This window comes from Lysobacter avium, assembly GCF_015209745.1.
GTDB lineage: Bacteria > Pseudomonadota > Gammaproteobacteria > Xanthomonadales > Xanthomonadaceae > Novilysobacter > Novilysobacter avium.
The window spans coordinates 1,330,111-1,346,748 of the sequence record NZ_CP063657.1; the positions used below are offsets into that span (position 1 = coordinate 1,330,111).

At 65.5% G+C, this 16,638-nt stretch carries 17 protein-coding genes; 11 read left to right on the forward strand and 6 right to left on the reverse strand.

Features of this window, described 5'->3' with window-relative positions; all coding sequences use genetic code 11:
* From ccmB to INQ42_RS06050, 3 genes are read right to left on the reverse strand one after another with little or no spacing between them, the layout of a single operon-like run.
* Nucleotides 1-690, reverse strand: coding sequence for a heme exporter protein CcmB (gene ccmB, locus INQ42_RS06040; RefSeq protein ID WP_194035579.1), 690 nt, complete (start codon nt 688-690; stop codon nt 1-3).
* A complete protein-coding gene (gene ccmA, locus INQ42_RS06045; RefSeq protein WP_194035580.1) occupies nt 687-1,346 on the reverse strand; it encodes a heme ABC exporter ATP-binding protein CcmA in 660 nt (219 codons plus the stop codon). Before ccmA ends, ccmB begins: the two co-directional genes overlap by 4 nt.
* A gap of 39 nt (nt 1,347-1,385) precedes the next feature.
* On the reverse strand, nt 1,386-1,922 hold the full coding sequence (locus tag INQ42_RS06050; RefSeq protein WP_194035581.1) for a DUF3293 domain-containing protein: 537 nt from the start codon (nt 1,920-1,922) through the stop codon (nt 1,386-1,388).
* 147 nt (nt 1,923-2,069) lie between these two features.
* Between INQ42_RS06050 and INQ42_RS06055 the strand changes: the two genes are divergently transcribed.
* Together INQ42_RS06055 and INQ42_RS06060 are read left to right on the forward strand one after the other, a co-directional pair.
* Nucleotides 2,070-3,248 (forward strand): pyridoxal phosphate-dependent aminotransferase, encoded by a 1,179-nt coding sequence (locus tag INQ42_RS06055; protein ID WP_194035582.1) that lies wholly within the window; start codon nt 2,070-2,072, stop codon nt 3,246-3,248.
* Entirely contained in the window at nt 3,248-4,045 is a 798-nt protein-coding gene (locus INQ42_RS06060) for an amidohydrolase (RefSeq protein WP_194035583.1), read from the forward strand. The genes INQ42_RS06055 and INQ42_RS06060 overlap by 1 nt, the downstream gene beginning before the upstream one ends.
* A 45-nt stretch (nt 4,046-4,090) precedes the next feature.
* On the opposite strand, the gene INQ42_RS06065 is transcribed toward INQ42_RS06060, so the two are convergent.
* Nucleotides 4,091-4,837 carry an SDR family NAD(P)-dependent oxidoreductase gene (locus INQ42_RS06065; RefSeq protein ID WP_194035584.1) on the reverse strand — a complete coding sequence of 249 codons (747 nt, stop codon included), beginning with the start codon at nt 4,835-4,837 and terminating at the stop codon, nt 4,091-4,093.
* A 111-nt stretch (nt 4,838-4,948) separates the two neighbouring features.
* On the opposite strand from INQ42_RS06065, the gene INQ42_RS06070 reads away from it, so the two are divergent.
* The 7 genes from INQ42_RS06070 (at nt 4,949) to dsbG (ending at nt 10,467) form a co-directional block, all read left to right on the forward strand.
* The gene (locus INQ42_RS06070; RefSeq protein WP_194035585.1) at nt 4,949-5,209 is read left to right on the forward strand and encodes a hypothetical protein; all 261 of its coding nucleotides are present in this window, start codon (nt 4,949-4,951) and stop codon (nt 5,207-5,209) included.
* Nucleotides 5,210-5,289: 80 nt separating this feature from the next.
* Entirely contained in the window at nt 5,290-6,798 is a 1,509-nt protein-coding gene (locus INQ42_RS06075; protein ID WP_194035586.1) for an NfeD family protein, read from the forward strand.
* The gene (locus tag INQ42_RS06080) at nt 6,795-7,622 is read left to right on the forward strand and encodes a slipin family protein (RefSeq protein WP_194035587.1); all 828 of its coding nucleotides are present in this window, start codon (nt 6,795-6,797) and stop codon (nt 7,620-7,622) included. Before INQ42_RS06075 ends, INQ42_RS06080 begins: the two co-directional genes overlap by 4 nt.
* Nucleotides 7,619-7,942, forward strand: a complete 324-nt coding sequence (locus INQ42_RS06085; RefSeq protein ID WP_194035588.1) for a thioredoxin family protein — start codon at nt 7,619-7,621, stop codon at nt 7,940-7,942. Before INQ42_RS06080 ends, INQ42_RS06085 begins: the two co-directional genes overlap by 4 nt.
* Nucleotides 7,943-8,071: 129 nt before the next feature.
* Nucleotides 8,072-8,677, forward strand: coding sequence for a COG4315 family predicted lipoprotein (locus tag INQ42_RS06090; RefSeq protein ID WP_194035589.1), 606 nt, complete (start codon nt 8,072-8,074; stop codon nt 8,675-8,677).
* 51 nt (nt 8,678-8,728) lie between these two features.
* The gene (locus tag INQ42_RS06095) at nt 8,729-9,622 is read left to right on the forward strand and encodes a TlpA disulfide reductase family protein (protein ID WP_194035590.1); all 894 of its coding nucleotides are present in this window, start codon (nt 8,729-8,731) and stop codon (nt 9,620-9,622) included.
* Nucleotides 9,622-10,467 carry a thiol:disulfide interchange protein DsbG gene (gene dsbG / locus INQ42_RS06100; RefSeq protein ID WP_194035591.1) on the forward strand — a complete coding sequence of 282 codons (846 nt, stop codon included), beginning with the start codon at nt 9,622-9,624 and terminating at the stop codon, nt 10,465-10,467. Before INQ42_RS06095 ends, dsbG begins: the two co-directional genes overlap by 1 nt.
* Before the next feature lie 79 nt (nt 10,468-10,546).
* Here dsbG and INQ42_RS06105 read toward each other — a convergent pair whose 3' ends face one another.
* Nucleotides 10,547-11,950, reverse strand: coding sequence for a GntP family permease (locus tag INQ42_RS06105; RefSeq protein WP_194035592.1), 1,404 nt, complete (start codon nt 11,948-11,950; stop codon nt 10,547-10,549).
* A gap of 211 nt (nt 11,951-12,161) precedes the next feature.
* On the opposite strand from INQ42_RS06105, the gene INQ42_RS06110 reads away from it, so the two are divergent.
* Entirely contained in the window at nt 12,162-14,426 is a 2,265-nt protein-coding gene (locus INQ42_RS06110; protein WP_194035593.1) for a TonB-dependent receptor, read from the forward strand.
* A 96-nt stretch (nt 14,427-14,522) separates the two neighbouring features.
* Here INQ42_RS06110 and INQ42_RS06115 read toward each other — a convergent pair whose 3' ends face one another.
* Complete coding sequence (locus tag INQ42_RS06115; protein WP_194035594.1) at nt 14,523-15,173, reverse strand: energy transducer TonB; 651 nt, start codon at nt 15,171-15,173, stop codon at nt 14,523-14,525.
* Between the two features lie 124 nt (nt 15,174-15,297).
* On the opposite strand from INQ42_RS06115, the gene serS reads away from it, so the two are divergent.
* Nucleotides 15,298-16,578: a serine--tRNA ligase gene (gene serS / locus INQ42_RS06120; RefSeq protein WP_194035595.1), complete on the forward strand. Its 1,281-nt coding sequence runs from the start codon at nt 15,298-15,300 to the stop codon at nt 16,576-16,578.
* The last annotated feature ends 60 nt before the right edge of the window (nt 16,579-16,638 follow it).

Genomic DNA, 16,638 nt, shown 5'->3' on the forward strand with positions numbered 1-16,638 from the left:
TCAATTCAGAGCAATCCGGATCGCCGCTGCTGCCACCAGTGGCGCCAGCACCAGCGCTACCGCCAGTCCCGCGCCCAGCAGGAGCAGCGGGCCGACCGGGTCCAGCCCCTGCGCCGCTGCTGCGACGCTGCCGGCGCCAAAGACCAGCACAGGCACGTAAAGGGGCAGGGCCAGCAAGGCCACAAGTATACCGGAGCGCCTCATTCCAACGGTCAATGCGGCGACCACGGCGCCCAGCAGGCTCAGCAGGGGTGTTCCCAGTGCAAGGGCGGCCATCAGCACGGGCAATTGTGCGCGCGGGAGGTGCATCAGTTCGGCAAGGAAAGGCGTGGCGAGCAGCAGCGGCAGGGCGGTGGTCGCCCAGTGCATGAAGGTGCGCACGCCCACCAGCCAGCCCAGCGGCACCGGCGCCAGCATCCATTGCTCCAGCGAGCCATCCTCCGCGTCACCGCGGAAGAGCGTGTCTAGCGAAAGAAGGCCGGCCAGAAGGACTGCCACCCAGAGCACCGCGCCGGCGACAGCGGCAAGGGTGTCGGGCTCGCCGCCGAGGGCGAGAGCGAACAGCACCACGACGAGGAGGGCGAACAACGCCGGCTGGAACGCATCCCCGCGCCGGCGCCACAGCAGGCGCAGGTCGCGCTTCATCAGCGCCTTTGCCGATCCGGGAAGACCTGGCAGGGCGCCGCTCATGCGATCGCGCCGTTGGACTGGCGGACCATCTCGAGCATGCGCGTTCGCACCGGCGGTGCCGCGTAGGCGCCGTGGGTCGTCACCAGGGCCGCTCCGCCGCTGCGCAGATGCGCCTGGATCATCCGGTTGACCAGCTCGATCCCTTCCAGGTCCAGGTTGGCGTACGGCTCATCCAGCAGCCACAGCGGTGCCGGCGACAACCACAGCCGCGCGAGTGACAGCCGCTTCTTCTGGCCGGCGGACAGCTGGCGCGCGAGCGCGTCCTCGTATCCGCCCAGCCCGACGATGGCCAAGGCATTGATCGGCAACTGGTTGCGTCGCCTTCCCTGCAGCCCGCAGAGAAAGGACAGGTTTTCCATCGCGCTCAGGTCGGCCTTGAAGCCCGGCAGATGCCCCATGTAGGCAATGGCCCGCGCCCGGCGCGACGCCCGCGCCCGCTGCCCGTCGATATCCACCTCGCCGCCGTCGGCGCGAAGCAGGCCGGCCAGCACGCGCAACAGGGTGGTCTTGCCGGAGCCATTGCCGCCTTGGACGAGCAGCGCTTCGCCCGCGTCCACCGAGAAATCCAGCGGGCCGAACACGGGGTCGTCATTGCGGGCGAAATGCAGGCCGCGGGCGGCAAGCAGGGGCGGTGCGGATCGATCGGCGGCGGTCATCTGGAGGCGTCATGGCCGGTGGAACTCCGGGCGCCCATGTTAGCCGTTCGGTGGAGCGTCCCGTTGCTGGTCTTTCCAGTGAACGCAGGAAGCTGCGTCGGAGGGCAGCTCGCGATTCGATACCGCCTGCTTCCAGGCTTCCCGTGATGGACCCGGCGCCAGCATCCGCAGGACCACTGGCTCGCCCGAATCCCACGCCAGGATCGCTGCCTGGCCAAGCGAATCCGCCAGTGCGGACGCGGTGGGTACATCCATGTCTGCAAGCAACCAGCCCGGTTCGTGCCACTTTCCATCCGGACCTTCCGCCCACGCGGGCTCGCGCTGGATGCCCAACGCCTCCAGACGCGCCACCAGTTGGGCGTCGGCCTGTTGGTTGGCGTCGTCGGGACGCGGTTCGGAGGCCGGGTTCCAGGCGGTGATGAACGCATAGGATCGGGCGGGCCAATGGCTTTCCAGTCGCCCAGCGCGTTCGCCCACGAGCAGCGGGAACTCAGCACCATCCACCCGCACCCCATACCGGGCCGCGGCGTAGGCAGTGGCCAACTCGATCGCATCGACGACCTTGAGTGTCCTCATGAGGGCCAGCTTCCGACTACTGGAGGCCGGATGCAAGTGTCCCGCGCTATCTGCGCGGTGCCGGTCCGGTGACGCCGCCGGCGACCCCGCTCGCAGCACGACGGTATTTCGTAGACTGGCTGCCTTTGTGACTCACAGGTCTCGCTCATGTCGATCAGCGCCTCCACCAGCACCGTGCCCGTCCCGGAAACCAAACTGCCCAAGGTGGGCACGACGATTTTCACCGTCATGTCGCAGCTGGCCGCCGACCGCAACGCGGTCAACCTGGGTCAGGGGTTTCCCGACTTCGATCCGCCCGAACGGCTGGTAGAGGCCCTGGCCAGGGCGATGCGCGACGGACGCAACCAGTACGCGCCGATGAGCGGCATCCCGGCGCTGCGCGAGGCGATCGCGGAGAAGACCGAGCGCTGCTACGGCTACCGGCCCGATGTGGATGCCGAGATCACCGTCACCTCCGGCGGCAGCGAGGCGATTCTGGACGCCATCCACGCGGTGGTCCGGCCGGGCGAGGAGGTCATCATCCTGGACCCCTGCTACGACTGTTACGAGCCCGCCATCGAGATGGCCGGGGGCATCCCCGTCCATGTGCCGCTGGACCCGCACACCTTCGCACCGGACTGGGACCTGATCCGAGCGGCAGTCACGCCGCAGACCCGGATGCTGATGATCAACAGCCCGCACAATCCCTCCGGCGCGACGCTGGATGCGGACGACATCGAGCAACTGACCGCGCTGTTGCGCGATACCGACATCTACCTGCTGTCGGACGAGGTCTACGAGCACATCGTCTTTGACGGGGCGCGCCACGAGTCGGTGCTGCGCTATCGGGAACTGCGCGAGCGTGCGTTCGTGATCTCCAGTTTCGGCAAGACCTACCACTGCACCGGCTGGAAGGTCGGCTATTGCGTGGCCCCGCCGGCCTTGAGCGCCGAATTCCGCAAGGTCCACCAGTACAACACCTTCTGCACCTTCGCCCCGGCGCAGTTCGCCTTCGCGGAGATGATCCGGGACGAGCCGGAGCACTACCTGGAGCTCGGCGCGTTCTATCAGCCGATGCGCGACCGTTTCCGCGAGCAGCTGCTGACCACCCGCTTCAAGCCCTTGCCGGTGCCGGGCGGCTACTTCCAGCTGGTCGATTACTCGGCGGTCAGTGATCTGGACGATGCCGAATTCTGCCGCTGGCTGGCGATCGACCACGGCGTCGCCGCGATTCCGCTGTCCCCGTTCTATGGCACGCCGCCGGCCGGGCAGCGGCTGGTGCGGCTGTGCTTTGCCAAGAGCGAAGCCACCCGCGATGCGGCAATCAAGCGATTGGAGAAGCTGTGATGGACAACCTTCGTGTCTCCCTCGTCCAGGGCGAAACGCTCTGGCACGACCCGGCCGGCAACCGCGAGTATTACGGCGGCCTGATCGCGTCCCTGCGTGGCCTGACCGATCTGGTGGTGTTGCCGGAGACCTTCACCAGCGGCTTCTCCAACGATGCCATCGATGATGCCGAAACCATGGACGGCGAGTCGGTGGCGTGGATGCGCGAGCAGGCGAGGGCACTGGACGCGGCGGTTACCGGAAGCGTGCAGATCCGCGACGGCGACAAGGTCTTCAACCGCATGCTGTTCGCCACGCCCGACGGCGGCCTGCACAGCTACGACAAGCGGCACCTGTTCCGTTACGCCGGCGAGCACAAGCGCTACGCGCCCGGCCGTGACCGGCTGACGGTGGAGTGGAAAGGCTGGCGTATCTGCCCGATGGTCTGCTACGACCTGCGATTCCCGGTGTTTTCCCGCAACCGTTTCGATGTCGAGCGCGAGGGAGCCCCGGACTACGACCTGGCCCTGTATGTCGCCAACTGGCCCGCGGCACGCGCGCATGCCTGGAAGACGCTGCTGCGGGCGCGGGCGATCGAAAACCTCTGCTTCGTGGCGGGCGTCAACCGCGTCGGCACCGACGGCAACGACCTGGCCTATTCCGGTGACAGCGCGGTGATCGATTACGTGGGCGACGCGCTGAGCGAATGCACCGACCGCGAGCTGGTGACCACCACGACCCTGCTCGCGGCCGCATTGCATGGGCATCGCGAGCGCTTTCCCGCGATGCTGGATGCGGACCGCTTCGGGTTGTCCTGAACCGCTGGCAATCGGCGCACCCAGGGCGGGCGGCGAGGCAAATGCTTACCGGAGCTGGATTGAGCCGCCGTCGGCCATCAGTGTCTGCCCGGTCATGTAGCGGCTGTCGTCACTGAGCAGAAAGGCCACCACAGGCGCGATGTCCTTTTCAGGGTCGCCGAAGTAGCCCAGAGGAATCCGGGCCGCAGCTTCCTCGTAATGCTCGGGGTGGCTGGATTTCCACTTCGCCACACCTTCGGTCTGCGCCTTGGGGCAGACGACGTTGACGCGTATTTTGTCCTTCGCCCACTCGTTGGCAGCGACCCGGCTCAGGCCACGGATGGCTTCCTTTGCCGCGGCGTAGCTGGCCTGTGTTTCCAGGCCGGTCAAGCCTGCACCCGAGCCGAAGTTGACGATGGACCCGCCCGACTTTGCCAGTTCCGCGTAAGCCGCCTGCATGAAGAACAGCGTCGCGTTGAAGCCGGTCCCGAACGAGAGCGACCAGTCGTGCTCCGTCAACTCCATCAACGGTTTCTGGGTGGAGGCGTGGGCATTGTTCACCACGCCCGTCAGTCTGCCAAAGCGTGACAACGCCAGCTCGACGGCTTCCGCGGCGGTGGATTTCTGCGACACGTCACCGTGAAGGAAAACAATCCGTTCGGGGTCGCTCCGCTCCTTGCTCCGGCCGGCTTCCTCGTCGACATCCACGGCTACCACTGCTCCACCGCGTTGCGTCAATACCGTGGTCAGGGCTCCGCCGATACCGGCTGCGCCGCCCGTTACGATGACTACGTGACCGTCCAAGCTGCCCATTCCATTTACCTCTTGCGGGAACTCCAGCATATCCACAGCCCTGCATGCGAAATGCAACGACCCGGGTGGCGCGGTCGTGGTTACGTTCGTAGTCCTTACTACCGTTTCGGCGTGCCGATTCTGAAATCCGCCATCGAAGCCGGCTGTCACTACGTCGTCATCTGCGACGATGCGCAACCGACCGTGGACATGCTGGACCTGCACGAGCAGGCCAGTCAGGCGGGTATCGTCGCGTTGGTGGGTTGTGGTGTCAGCCCGGGAACGTTGAATGTGCTTGCCGCAATCCCGAGCCCTTTCGTCGCTGTTTTGTTGACCGTTGCCCCGTGGGGTTGCAGTTTCCGGGCGCGGCTTGCCTCGCCCTGTCGCGCGTGAGTTTTCCGCGGGTTTAACGGGCACTGGTGTTCAATTAGAAAACTCGGCCTTGGCGCCGCCCTTCCTGGGTGGAGATGACGATGATCGAACGCGCAGTGCGGCTGGCGGGTTTCCTTGCCTGCATATGGGCGATTTCTCTCTTGCCTTCAGCACACGCGCAGACGCCGGTGGATGGGGCGAGGGCGCAGCATGTGATCGTCCTGGACATCAAGGGGGGGATCGGCCCGGCCACCCGCGACTATCTGGTGAGGGGGCTCGATCGCGCCGCCGATGAGTCTGCCGCAGCCGTGGTGGTTCGGATCGATACCCCCGGTGGCCTGGACGCCGCCACGCGCGATATCAACCAGGCGATCCTGGCCTCTCCCGTGCCAGTGATCGGCTGGGTCACGCCTCAGGGCGCGCGCGCGGCCAGCGCGGGCACCTACATCCTTTACGCCTGCCATCTGGCAGCGATGTCGCCGGCGACATCCCTGGGTGCCGCAACGCCGGTGCAGATGGGCGGTGGCGCATCCGGCAGCGACCCGGCCGGGGATCGAGCGGGCAACCGGACACTCTCTGGGCCCGGGGCGGACAAGGGTCTGCCAGACGCGCAGCGCCAGGCTCCGCAGGGAGCGGAGGGCGTTGGCGGGGAAGGTCCCAATGCACCCAAACGGCAGGGCAAGGACGACGCGAGGACGCACAAGGTCATCAACGATTCGGTCGCCTACCTGCGCAGCCTGGCCGAACTGCGGGGGCGCGACGCCGGCTTTGCCGAGTCCGCCGTGCGCGATGCGGCGACGCTCACCGCAGCGCAGGCGCTGCAGCAGCGTGTGGTGGAGATCATTGCCGACGATATGGACAGCCTGCTGGACCAGGCCGATGGGCGCGAGGTCGGGGTGCGTGGCGGACCCGTCGCTCTGTCCACCCGCGGGGCCGCGGTGACCACGCTGGCTCCGGACTGGCGCTCCAGCATGCTGGCCGTGCTTACCAACCCTTCGGTCGCCTACATGCTCCTGTTGGCAGGGATGTACGGTTTGTTGCTGGAGGGATACAGCCCGGGGGCGATCGTGCCCGGGGTGGTTGGCGCAATTTGCCTCCTGCTTGCGTTGTATGCGCTGCAGGTGTTGCCGGTCAACTACGCGGGGGTGGGCCTGATCGCCTTGGGCGTGCTGCTGATGGGACTGGAGTTCTCCGTGCCCAGCTTTGGCGCACTGGGGATCGGCGGCATCGTCGCGCTTGTCGCCGGATCATTGATCCTGTTCGACACGGATGTGCCAGGTTTCGGTGTTCCCGGCCAATTGATTCTCGGCATTGGCATCGCCAGCGCCCTGTCGTTCATGGGGCTGGTCTGGGTACTGGCACGATCACGCACACGAGAGGTGTCTGTCGCTGCGGGTGCAATGGTGGGTCAGCAGGCGATCGCGATCGAAGACTTCATCGGCCGGGGGCAGGTGCGCATCCGCGGCGAAATCTGGCAAGCCGAATCACCCATGCCCGTCGAGCGCGGCCAATCCCTGCAGGTTCAGTCCATGGACGGGCTGGTACTGCATGTCACCCACGTCGGTCCCGCAGTTGCCGTGCGGTCCGGCAAAACCGGAGTCCCACCATGAACCTGGTCATGTACTTCCCGATACTGGTCGTCATTGCGGTCTTCTTCTTCAGTGCGATCAAGATCCTGCGCGAGTACGAGCGCGGCGTGGTGTTCCAGCTCGGCCGGTTCTGGAAGGTCAAGGGACCGGGACTGATCCTGCTGGTACCTGTCGTGCAGCAGATGGTCCGGGTCGACATGCGCACCATTGTCATGGACGTCCCGACGCAGGACCTGATCACCCGCGACAACGTCTCCGTCCAGGTCAATGCGGTGGTGTACTTCCGGGTGGTGGATGCTGAAAAGGCGATCATCGCGGTGGAGCACTTCTACGAGGCCACCAGTCAACTGGCGCAGACCACGCTGCGTTCGGTGCTTGGGCAACACGAGCTGGATCAGCTTCTGGCCGAGCGCGACAAGCTCAACGGCGACATCCGAGCGATCCTCGACAAGCAGACCGATGCGTGGGGCATCAAGGTGGCCAATGTCGAGATCAAGCACGTCGACATCAACGAGACGATGGTCAGGGCGATTGCCCGCCAGGCAGAGGCCGAGCGCGTTCGGCGGGCCAAGATCATCCACGCCGAAGGCGAGCAGCAGGCGGCCGAGAAGCTGGTCGAGGCCGCGCGGATCATGGGCGCCGATCCACGCGCGATCCAGCTGCGCTATATGCAGACTCTGACCGAGATCGCCGGCGACCGGACCTCCACCATCGTGTTCCCGCTGCCCATGGATCTTGTCGAGCCATTGCTGGCGCGGCTGAAGGAGCCCGCGCACCCGCCGCATGATCGGCCGGATCCAAGCCGTTCGGGTGCGTTCCCGCAAACAGGAGAGGAGCACACATGAGCCAGGACTACGCCACCACTGCGCCGACGCGCGAGGAAGTGGACGCGCTGCCCGGAATCAGCGTCATCGAGTTCGGCACCTCGTGGTGCGGGCACTGCCAGCGGGCGCAGCCGCATATCGCGGCCGTCTTCGCGAACCACCCCGACCTTCGCCATCTGAAGGTGGAGGACGGTCCAGGGCGGCGGCTGGGCAGATCGTTCCGGGTAAAGCTCTGGCCGACACTCGTGTTCATGCGCGATGGCGAGGAAGTCGCGCGCGTCGTCAGGCCAACGGATACGCGAGTGATCGCCGAGGCGTTAGAGGCCACCGGCGGGTCATGATTCAGGTTGTTGTGAGAAGCGGGCCCGTGACGCTGTCGACCCGGCGTTAACGGCGTCCCCCCTATGAATTGGACAATGACCGCATCTGGCCGGTTGCCATTCGCGTCACCGCGCGTACGACGAGGACCTATGCATTTCCCAAGCCGCAAAACCCCTGCATCGCTGAACCACCGCGCACTTGCCGCTATCGGCGCGCTGTCGCTCGCATTCACCCTGGGCGCCTGCGACCGGGCTGCCGAAGAGGGAACCCACATGGACCCCCCGGCGACTGCCGATGCCCAGATGCCGTCACCGATCGGGCCAGGTGGAACCCTTGTCACCGATGCGGCCGACGCCTCGGGCAGCCTGACAGTGATGTCGGTGGGCGGGCCTGGTGACTTTGTCGCCGACAACGACCGCCGTGCGCTGTACATGCTGGAAGGAGATCTGGACGGCGACAAATGCACCGCTTCGTGCCTGACCCAGTGGGCGCCATTGTTCCCGCCGACCGGCGAGCCGACCGTGAGTGACGGCTTGAGCCCAGTGCTCATCGGAACAGTCGAGCGCCCCGACGGCAGCCGGCAGATCACCTACAACGGGCATCCGCTCTACCACTTCGTCGGCGACACCCGCCCTGGCGATGTGCTGGGCCACCAGCGCAATGACGAATGGGGCGACTGGTACCTGCTGACGCCGCAGGGCAGCGAGCTGGGTGAGGAAGTGGGCAAGCTGGAGACACCGCGCGACAGCAACTGAGCCGACCGTTCGGGTCAGTACCGCATAACGCGCACCGGGTAGAGTGACCGGATGCTCAGTCTCGGCCCTTTCCCGCTGCCGGCAGCACTGCTGGCGGTCTCCCTGATAATTGCGATCCTCGTCTCGCGCCAGTTTGCGACGCGCTTGAGTTCGGGGGGGACCACATCGTCCATCGCTTCGGCAGAGCCGGACGCGCATGCTTCTCCAGATCGAACAGCGTCGTCGGTCATCTTCGACATGTTCTTTATCGGCATCCTGGTGGCGCGACTGGCATTCGTGTTGAGGTGGTTGCCCGCCTACATGGCCGAGCCCTGGTCGGTCCTGCGCATCGGTGACGGTGGCTTTACGTGGTGGGCCGGCTTGTTGGCAGCTCTTGGCTGGGGCGCGTGGAAGCTCCGCCAGCGCCCCGGTCGACGGGTCCCCCTGATTGCAGGATGCGTGTCTGGACTGCTGGCCTGGGGAGCGCTGCTGGGCTCGATGTGGCTGATGCACCACTCCAGTGTGGAACTGCCATCCACCGAGATGACCACGCTTGACGATGAGCGCGTGACGCTCTCGGAGATGTCCGGTCGACCGCTGGTGGTCAATCTGTGGGCCACGTGGTGCCCGCCGTGCCGCCGAGAGATGCCGGTGCTGGCCAAAGGCCAGCAGTCGACGCCGGAGGTCGGCTTTGTTTTCGTCAACCAGGGCGAGGGTCCAGAGCAGATCCGCGACTACCTGCAGGCGGAGGGGCTGGCGCTGGACAACGTGCTGCTTGACCCGTTTTCCAGCCTCATGAACGAGATGGGCGCGCGCGGCCTGCCGACCACGCTCTTCTTTGGCGCCGATGGGCGGCTGGTGGACTTCCACATGGGCGAGCTGACCCAGGCGGGTCTCGCCAGCAAGCTGAAGGCCATTGCCGGTTCGCCCGGTCCAATTTCCCCCACTCCCCCGGAGGTGCCGTGATGGCACGCAAGACCATCCAGTCCTGGCTGTTGCTGGCCCCGATCCTGCTGTTGGCCAGTGCCTGCAGCGACGCCGTGGAATCAGGCGCCCGGCCAGCGCCAGCCCAGCCGAGTGCGAACGCTGCAGCCCCTGACGCTGGCAAGAAAACCGGCGACTATCCCGCGCCCATCCAGGCGCTGGAAGCGCAGGGCCTGGAGGTGCTGGGGACCTTCAAAGCGCCGTCGGGCCTGACCGGCTATGCCGGGATCGCAGGCGGCAACCCGGTGTCCATCTACCTGACCGGCGACGGGTCGCATGCACTGATCGGCACGCTCGTCGATGCGCAAGGCAACGACGCCGGAGCGGACGCGATGCGCGATCTGGTCGTCAAGCCGATGTCGGAACGCATCTGGAAGAAGCTCGATAACGCGACCTGGGTGCAGGACGGAAAGACCGATGCGCCGCGGGTCATCTACACTTTTACCGACGCCAATTGCCCTTACTGCCACAGCTTCTGGGAAGCCGCGCGGCCCTGGGTGGACTCTGGCAAGGTCCAGTTGCGGCATGTCATGGTCGGGGTGATCCGCCAGGACAGCGCCAACAAGGCTGCCGCGATCCTCAAGGCGCCGTCGCCCGGAAACGCGCTGGCGGACAACGAGCGCAACCAGTCCAGCGGCGGCATCAAACCTATGGCGGCCATTCCTGCGGACGTGCGCACCCAGCTGGACAGCAACGAGCGCCTGATGCTGGAGCTGGGCTTCCAGGGTACTCCCGGCATCCTGTTCCACGACGAGCAGGGCAACGTGCAGCGTCGCTCGGGCATGCCACAGGGCAACGATCTCAACGTCGTCCTCGGTCCTCGCTGATCGGTCTTATCGCCGCAAATCAGCTACGTCCAGCAAGCGCATCGGCGACCCGGTGCGCTGAGATTTTTGCTGCCGCCGTCTAGACGATGCCCGTGCTGTAGAACACGCCGATGATCACCATCACTGCAAGGGTCTTGATGATCGTGATTGCGAAGATGTCCTTGTAGGCCTGCCTGTGGGTCAGGCCGGTCACGGCCAGCAGCGTGATCACCGCGCCGTTGTGGGGCAGGGTGTCCATGCCCCCGGACGCCATTGAGGCTACGCGGTGCAGCACTTCCATGGGGATTCCCGCGGCGTTCGCGTTGGCAATGAAGGTCTCCGACATGGCCGCCAGGGCGATGCTCATCCCGCCCGATGCCGACCCGGTGATGCCTGCCAGAGCGGTAACCGTGATCGCCTCGTTCACCAGCGGATTGGGGATGGCGCCCAGCGCGTTGGCCACGATCAAGAAGCCCGGCAGCGCGGCGATCACCGCGCCAAAGCCGTATTCCGATGCGGTGTTCATGGCCGCCAGAAGCGCGCCGGCGATCGCGTCCTTGGTGCCGACCGCAAAGCTGGTGATGACCGGCTTCCAGGCAAATGCAATGACTGACAGGATGCCAACCAGCAGCGCTCCCTCGACCGCCCAGATAGCGACCACGGATGAGATCTGCTGCACCACCGGCGCGTTCGTCCCGATCACGGCCGGATCAAAGGAATGGCTCTCGCCGTAGTAGCGCGGGATCCAGTTGGTGAACAGCTTGTTGGACACGCCCACCAGGATCAGGGGCAGGATCGCGAGTATCGGATTGGCCAGCTTGCCGCCGGTGAACTCGGCCGGCTCGTTGATCAGTTTGGCCTGATCGCCATAGCCTTCACCGGCTTTCAGTGCAGCGCGGCGACGCCCCTCCAGATAGCTCATGCCGACGATCAGGATGAACACGCCGCCGATCGTTCCCAGCCATGGCGCAGCCCAGGTGTCGGTGCCGAAAAACGGGGTAGGGATGATGTTCTGGATCTGCGGCGTGCCGGGCAGGGCATCCATGGTGAAGGTGAATGCGCCCAACGCAATGGTGCCGGGAATCAGGCGTTTGGGGATGTCGCTCTGACGGAACAGTTCGGCGGCAAACGGATACACCGCAAACACCACCACGAACAGCGAAACGCCCCCGTAGGTGAGCAAGGCGCAGACCATCACGATGGACAGCATCGCCCGACTGGCGCCGAACAGCTTGATGGTGGCGGCGACGATGGCCTTGGAGAAGCCCGATAGCTCGATCACCTTGCCGAAGATGGCCCCCAGCAAAAACACGGGGAAGTAGAGCTTCAGGAATCCGACCATCTTGTCCATGAACAGGCCGGTGAACATCGGCGCCACCAGGCTCGGGTCGCTCAACAGCACCGCGCCCAGCGCCGCAACCGGTGCGAACAGGATCACGCTGTAGCCGCGATAGGCGACGAACATCAGGAACGCCAGCGCGCCCAGGACAATCAGGAAATCCATGTCAACCCCGCCATGCGCCACTCCCCGTGTATCAGTGACCGAGGAGTGTCCGCGCAGAGTCGGCCGCCGGGCATTGTCCGAAGGTACAGCTGTGATGGTTGCCGGCCCCGCTTAGTCTGGCCGCCAGGGTGGAACGGGTCTGGGTTTGCCGTGGATCCGAAACCTCGACACGACAACCGGCAAGCCAATCGAATTCAAGGGGAGAGACCATATGTACCGTAAGCAGTTGAGTGTCGCCATCGTCTGCGCATTGCTCGCGCCGGGCGTCTGGGCGCAGGACACGTCAAATACCGCAACACCCGACGTCGCCGCGCAGGACAGCCAGGCCAAGACGCTCGACGCCGTGACCGTGACCGCCCGCCGGCGCACCGAGTCCATCCAGGACGTTCCGGTCGCGATCAGCGCATTTGGCGAGGAAGCCCTGAAGGACCTGCAGGCCGACACCGTCGAGGGCCTGCAGGGCGTCGTCCCCAATATGAACATCGTGCAGGGCCGAGGATCGGCCAACTCGATCAACGTATTCATCCGCGGCATTGGTCAGCCCGACGCGCTGCAGACCTTTGATCCCGGCGTGGGCATGTACGTCGATGACGTGTATTACTCGCGCATCAACGGCGCGATGTTCTCCCTTTTCGACGTGCAGCAGGTGGAGGTGCTGCGCGGCCCGCAGGGCACGTTGTATGGCAAGAATTCCACCGGCGGCGCCATCAAGGTCAGTACCAAAAATCCGTTCGAGGACACCGGCGGCTCGGTTGAGGCCACGGTGGGCAACTTCGGCCAGCGCGAAGGCAAGTTCTACTTCGGCGGCGAGTTGAACGAGTTCGTGGCGATGAGCCTCGCTGGGGCGATGAGCGAGAGCGATGGCTACGTGACCGATCCGTCCACGGGCCGCAAGTACAACGGCGACGAAAACAAGGCGCTGCGTGCCAAGATCGCCTTCAAGGTCAGCGACAACGTCAATGCCACCCTGTCACTCGACCACAACAAGCAGGACGCGCCGCTGACCCTGGGCCAGCCGACCGCGCCGCTCATCCAGACCGACGTCGCGTTCGGCCCCGTCGTGCTGAAGCCGGCGCCGACCGGAGAATACGATTTCCGCACCCGGACCTCGTTCGGTCCTGGCCAGGGGCAGGAAATGACCCACCAAGGCGCCAGCCTTGCAGTCGATTGGGACATGAACGCGCAGTGGCGCTTCAAGAGCATCAGCGCGTGGCGCAAGCTGAAGACCAACTCCTTCATCGATATCGATGCTTCGGAGTTCGAGCTGGGCGACGTGCTGGTGGCGATCGACCAGAAGCAGAAGAGCCAGGAATTCCAGTTCCAGTACGACAACGGCAGCAATCTGCAGGCGATCTTCGGCCTGTATTACATGAACGAGAAGGTGCCTTCCTACCAGGAGGCCTATGCGAGCGATTTCTTTGCCTTCGCCGGAACGCCGATCTCGTTCCTGCGCACCATCGAAGACGACCTCGATACCACCTCGAAAGCCGCATTCGCGCACATGAGCTGGGAGTTCGTGCCGACCTGGACCCTGGCCGCAGGTCTGCGCTACTCCAAGGATGAAAAGGATTACACCCGCTCCACCAGCACCTATTGGGGCCCGCTCTTTGCTGCTCTGAACGAGACCGTTGCATTTGACGGTCGCCAGAGCTGGGACGCCTGGACGCCGTCGATCAGCCTGCAGAAGGCGTTCAGCAGCAACGTCATGGGTTACGTCTCCGCCAACCGCGGCTTCAAGTCCGGCGGCTTCAACGGTCGCGCCAACTCGGTTCTGGAAACCACCCAGGCCGTGTTTGATCCGGAGTTCGTCTGGACCTACGAGGCGGGGGTGAAAATGCGTTCGGCCGACGGCCGCATGCAGGGCAACGTCACTGCCTTCCACAGCGAGTACAAGGACTTCCAGGCCCGTGTGTCGGAGATCGTGAACCCCGATTCGCCGACCCCGAGTTTCTCGTTCCCGGTACTCAACGCCGCAGCGCTGAAGATCGATGGAATCGAGTTCGAAGGTAGCGCGCTGCTGGGCGAAGGCACCCGCCTGTCGGGGCAACTGTCCTACATGAACGCCCGATACGACGAGTTCGTCGACCCGCGCGTGCAACTGGACCCGGCCCTGGCCAACCTGCATGACCATGTTCCGTTCTCGCCTGACTTCACGGCTCGCGTCGCCCTGCAGCACACCTTCATGATGGACGGCGGGGCAGGCCTCACCATCGGCGGTGATGTGTCCTACCGTGACGACACCTGGCTGTCGGTGGACAACCGCAGCAACCTGATGCAGGACGCGTACGCAACCTACGGCCTGTTCGGCGTCTGGGACTCGTCGAACTATGCGTGGCAGGTCCGCGCCGGCGTGCGCAACCTGGGTGACAAGGTCTACAAGACCGACGGTCAGGAATTCTCCAGCGTTGCCAACATCCAGACCGCGTACTACGGCATGCCGCGCAACTACTACCTGTCGGTGCGCTACAACTTCTGACCGGACGGGGTTGCGGTTGGAGAAAACGGCGGCGGCCCCTGGCCTGCCGCCGTTTTTATTTCCCTGTCCCGTCCGTATGTTCCCATCCGGCCCGAGCTAGCCGCCGGGCTGGAAGCTGACCGGCACATTGACCACGCCCGTGGTGGGTCGGCCGTCCTGGGTAGCGGGCTGGAAGCGCCACCGGCGGACCGCCTCGACCGCAGCACGGTCCAGATCATTGGACCCGCTGCGACGCGCGACCCGCACCGCCGTAGGCACGCCGTCCGCACCGATCATGGCCTCCACCATCACCGTGCCGCTTTCGCCACGGCGATTCGCGCGGGCAGGGTAGCGCGGTGCCGGCGTCTGCCCGGCCAGTGGTACCGGCGGAACAATCGGTGAATTCGACGCGGGGGCATAAACAGGTGCAGGACCGGGGTCGAACGATGGAGCGCTTTCCACCGCCTGGGCCGGTTCCGGCTCGATGAACGCCGGCGACTGGGTCTGCGCCGCAGCGCTTTCGGCGGGAACCTCGATACGCTCGCCCGTGCCATCGCCGGTCGGTACCGGCAGCGGCGTGTAGTCGGCGGCGACGGTGTCCGCCGGTGCCTCGCCGGGACGGTAGAAGTCCGGCTCGCTGCGGCTGCGTGCCCAGATGATCGCGAACAGCAGCAAGCCCGCCGCTGCCGCGAAAATCACCACCCACCACATGCGTTGGGTGGGCAGCCATCGGGCGGGATCAAAGCGGGGGCGGGACGTTGCAGGCATGGCCAATCCGGGAGTCTGGGTAAGCGCATTGTGCACACGCGCGGTTAACGAGGCGGCAATCGGCTGCCCTCCGCGGCCGATCCACGCAATAATGTGCGGTCCGATACCACCTTGCGGTCCCGTCATGCTCGATCCCAACCTCCTGCGCCAGCAGCCCGACGAACTGGCAGAACGCCTGCAGCAGACGCGCGGTCACGACCTGGATGTCGCCGCGTTGCGCGTGCTGGAAAGCGAACGCAAGCGGATCCAGATCCGCACCCAGGAGCTGCAGAACCTGCGCAATACGCGGTCCAAGGCCATTGGGCAGGCCAAGGGCAAGGGCGAGGATGCGAGCGCGCTGCTGGCCGAGGTCGCCGGCTTCAGCGAGGAGCTGAAGACCAGTGAGGCCCGTCTGGATGCGATCCGCGGTGAGCTGGATGCGATCGCCCTGGGCCTGCCGAACCTGCCCGACGATTCCGTGCCCGGTGGCGCCGACGAGAGCGACAACGTTGAGCAGCACCGCTGGGGAACGCCGGGCGTCTTCGCCTTCCCGGCCAAGGACCATGTCGAACTGGGCGCCCGCCACGGCTGGCTGGACGGTGACACCGCGGCCAAGCTGAGCGGTGCACGCTTCACTGTCCTGCGCGGCCCGATCGCGCGGCTGCACCGTGCGCTCGCCCAGTTCATGCTGGACCTGCACACCGGTGAGCACGGGTTCGAGGAAACCAGCGTGCCGGTGCTGGTCAACGCTCAAAGCCTGGTCGGCACTGGCCAGTTGCCGAAGTTCGAGGACGACCTGTTCGCCACGTCGGTCGGCGAGAGCAAGCGCTACCTGATCCCGACCTCCGAGGTGCCGCTGACCAACATCGTCCGCGACGAGATACTGGCCGAATCCGAACTGCCGATGCGGATGACCGCACACTCGATGTGCTTCCGTGCCGAGGCCGGCGCCTACGGCCGCGATACCCGCGGCATGATCCGGCAGCACCAGTTCGAGAAGGTCGAACTGGTCAGCATCGTCCGCCCCGAAGATTCCGAGGCCGAGCACGAGCGCATGACCCGCTGCGCCGAGGTGGTGCTGGAGAAGCTTGGACTGCCTTACCGTCGCATGTTGCTGTGCTCGGGAGACATGGGCTTCTCGGCCAGCAAGACCTTCGACCTAGAGGTGTGGCTGCCATCGCAGGAGACCTACCGGGAGATCTCCTCGGTCTCCAACTGCGATGCGTTCCAGGCCCGGCGGATGCAGGCTCGCTGGCGCAACCCCGATTCCGGGAAGCCGGAACTCGTGCATACCCTCAACGGCTCGGGCGTGGCCATCGGCCGTGCATTGGTGGCGGTGATGGAAAACTACCAGCAGGCGGACGGCTCGATCGTGGTGCCCGAAGTGCTGCGTCCGTACATGGGCGGGATCGACCTGATTGTGTGATTGCGTGATTGCCTGCGCGCTCGACCGCGGCCCGCTCACCGCCTGACCGAACCAGGCGAG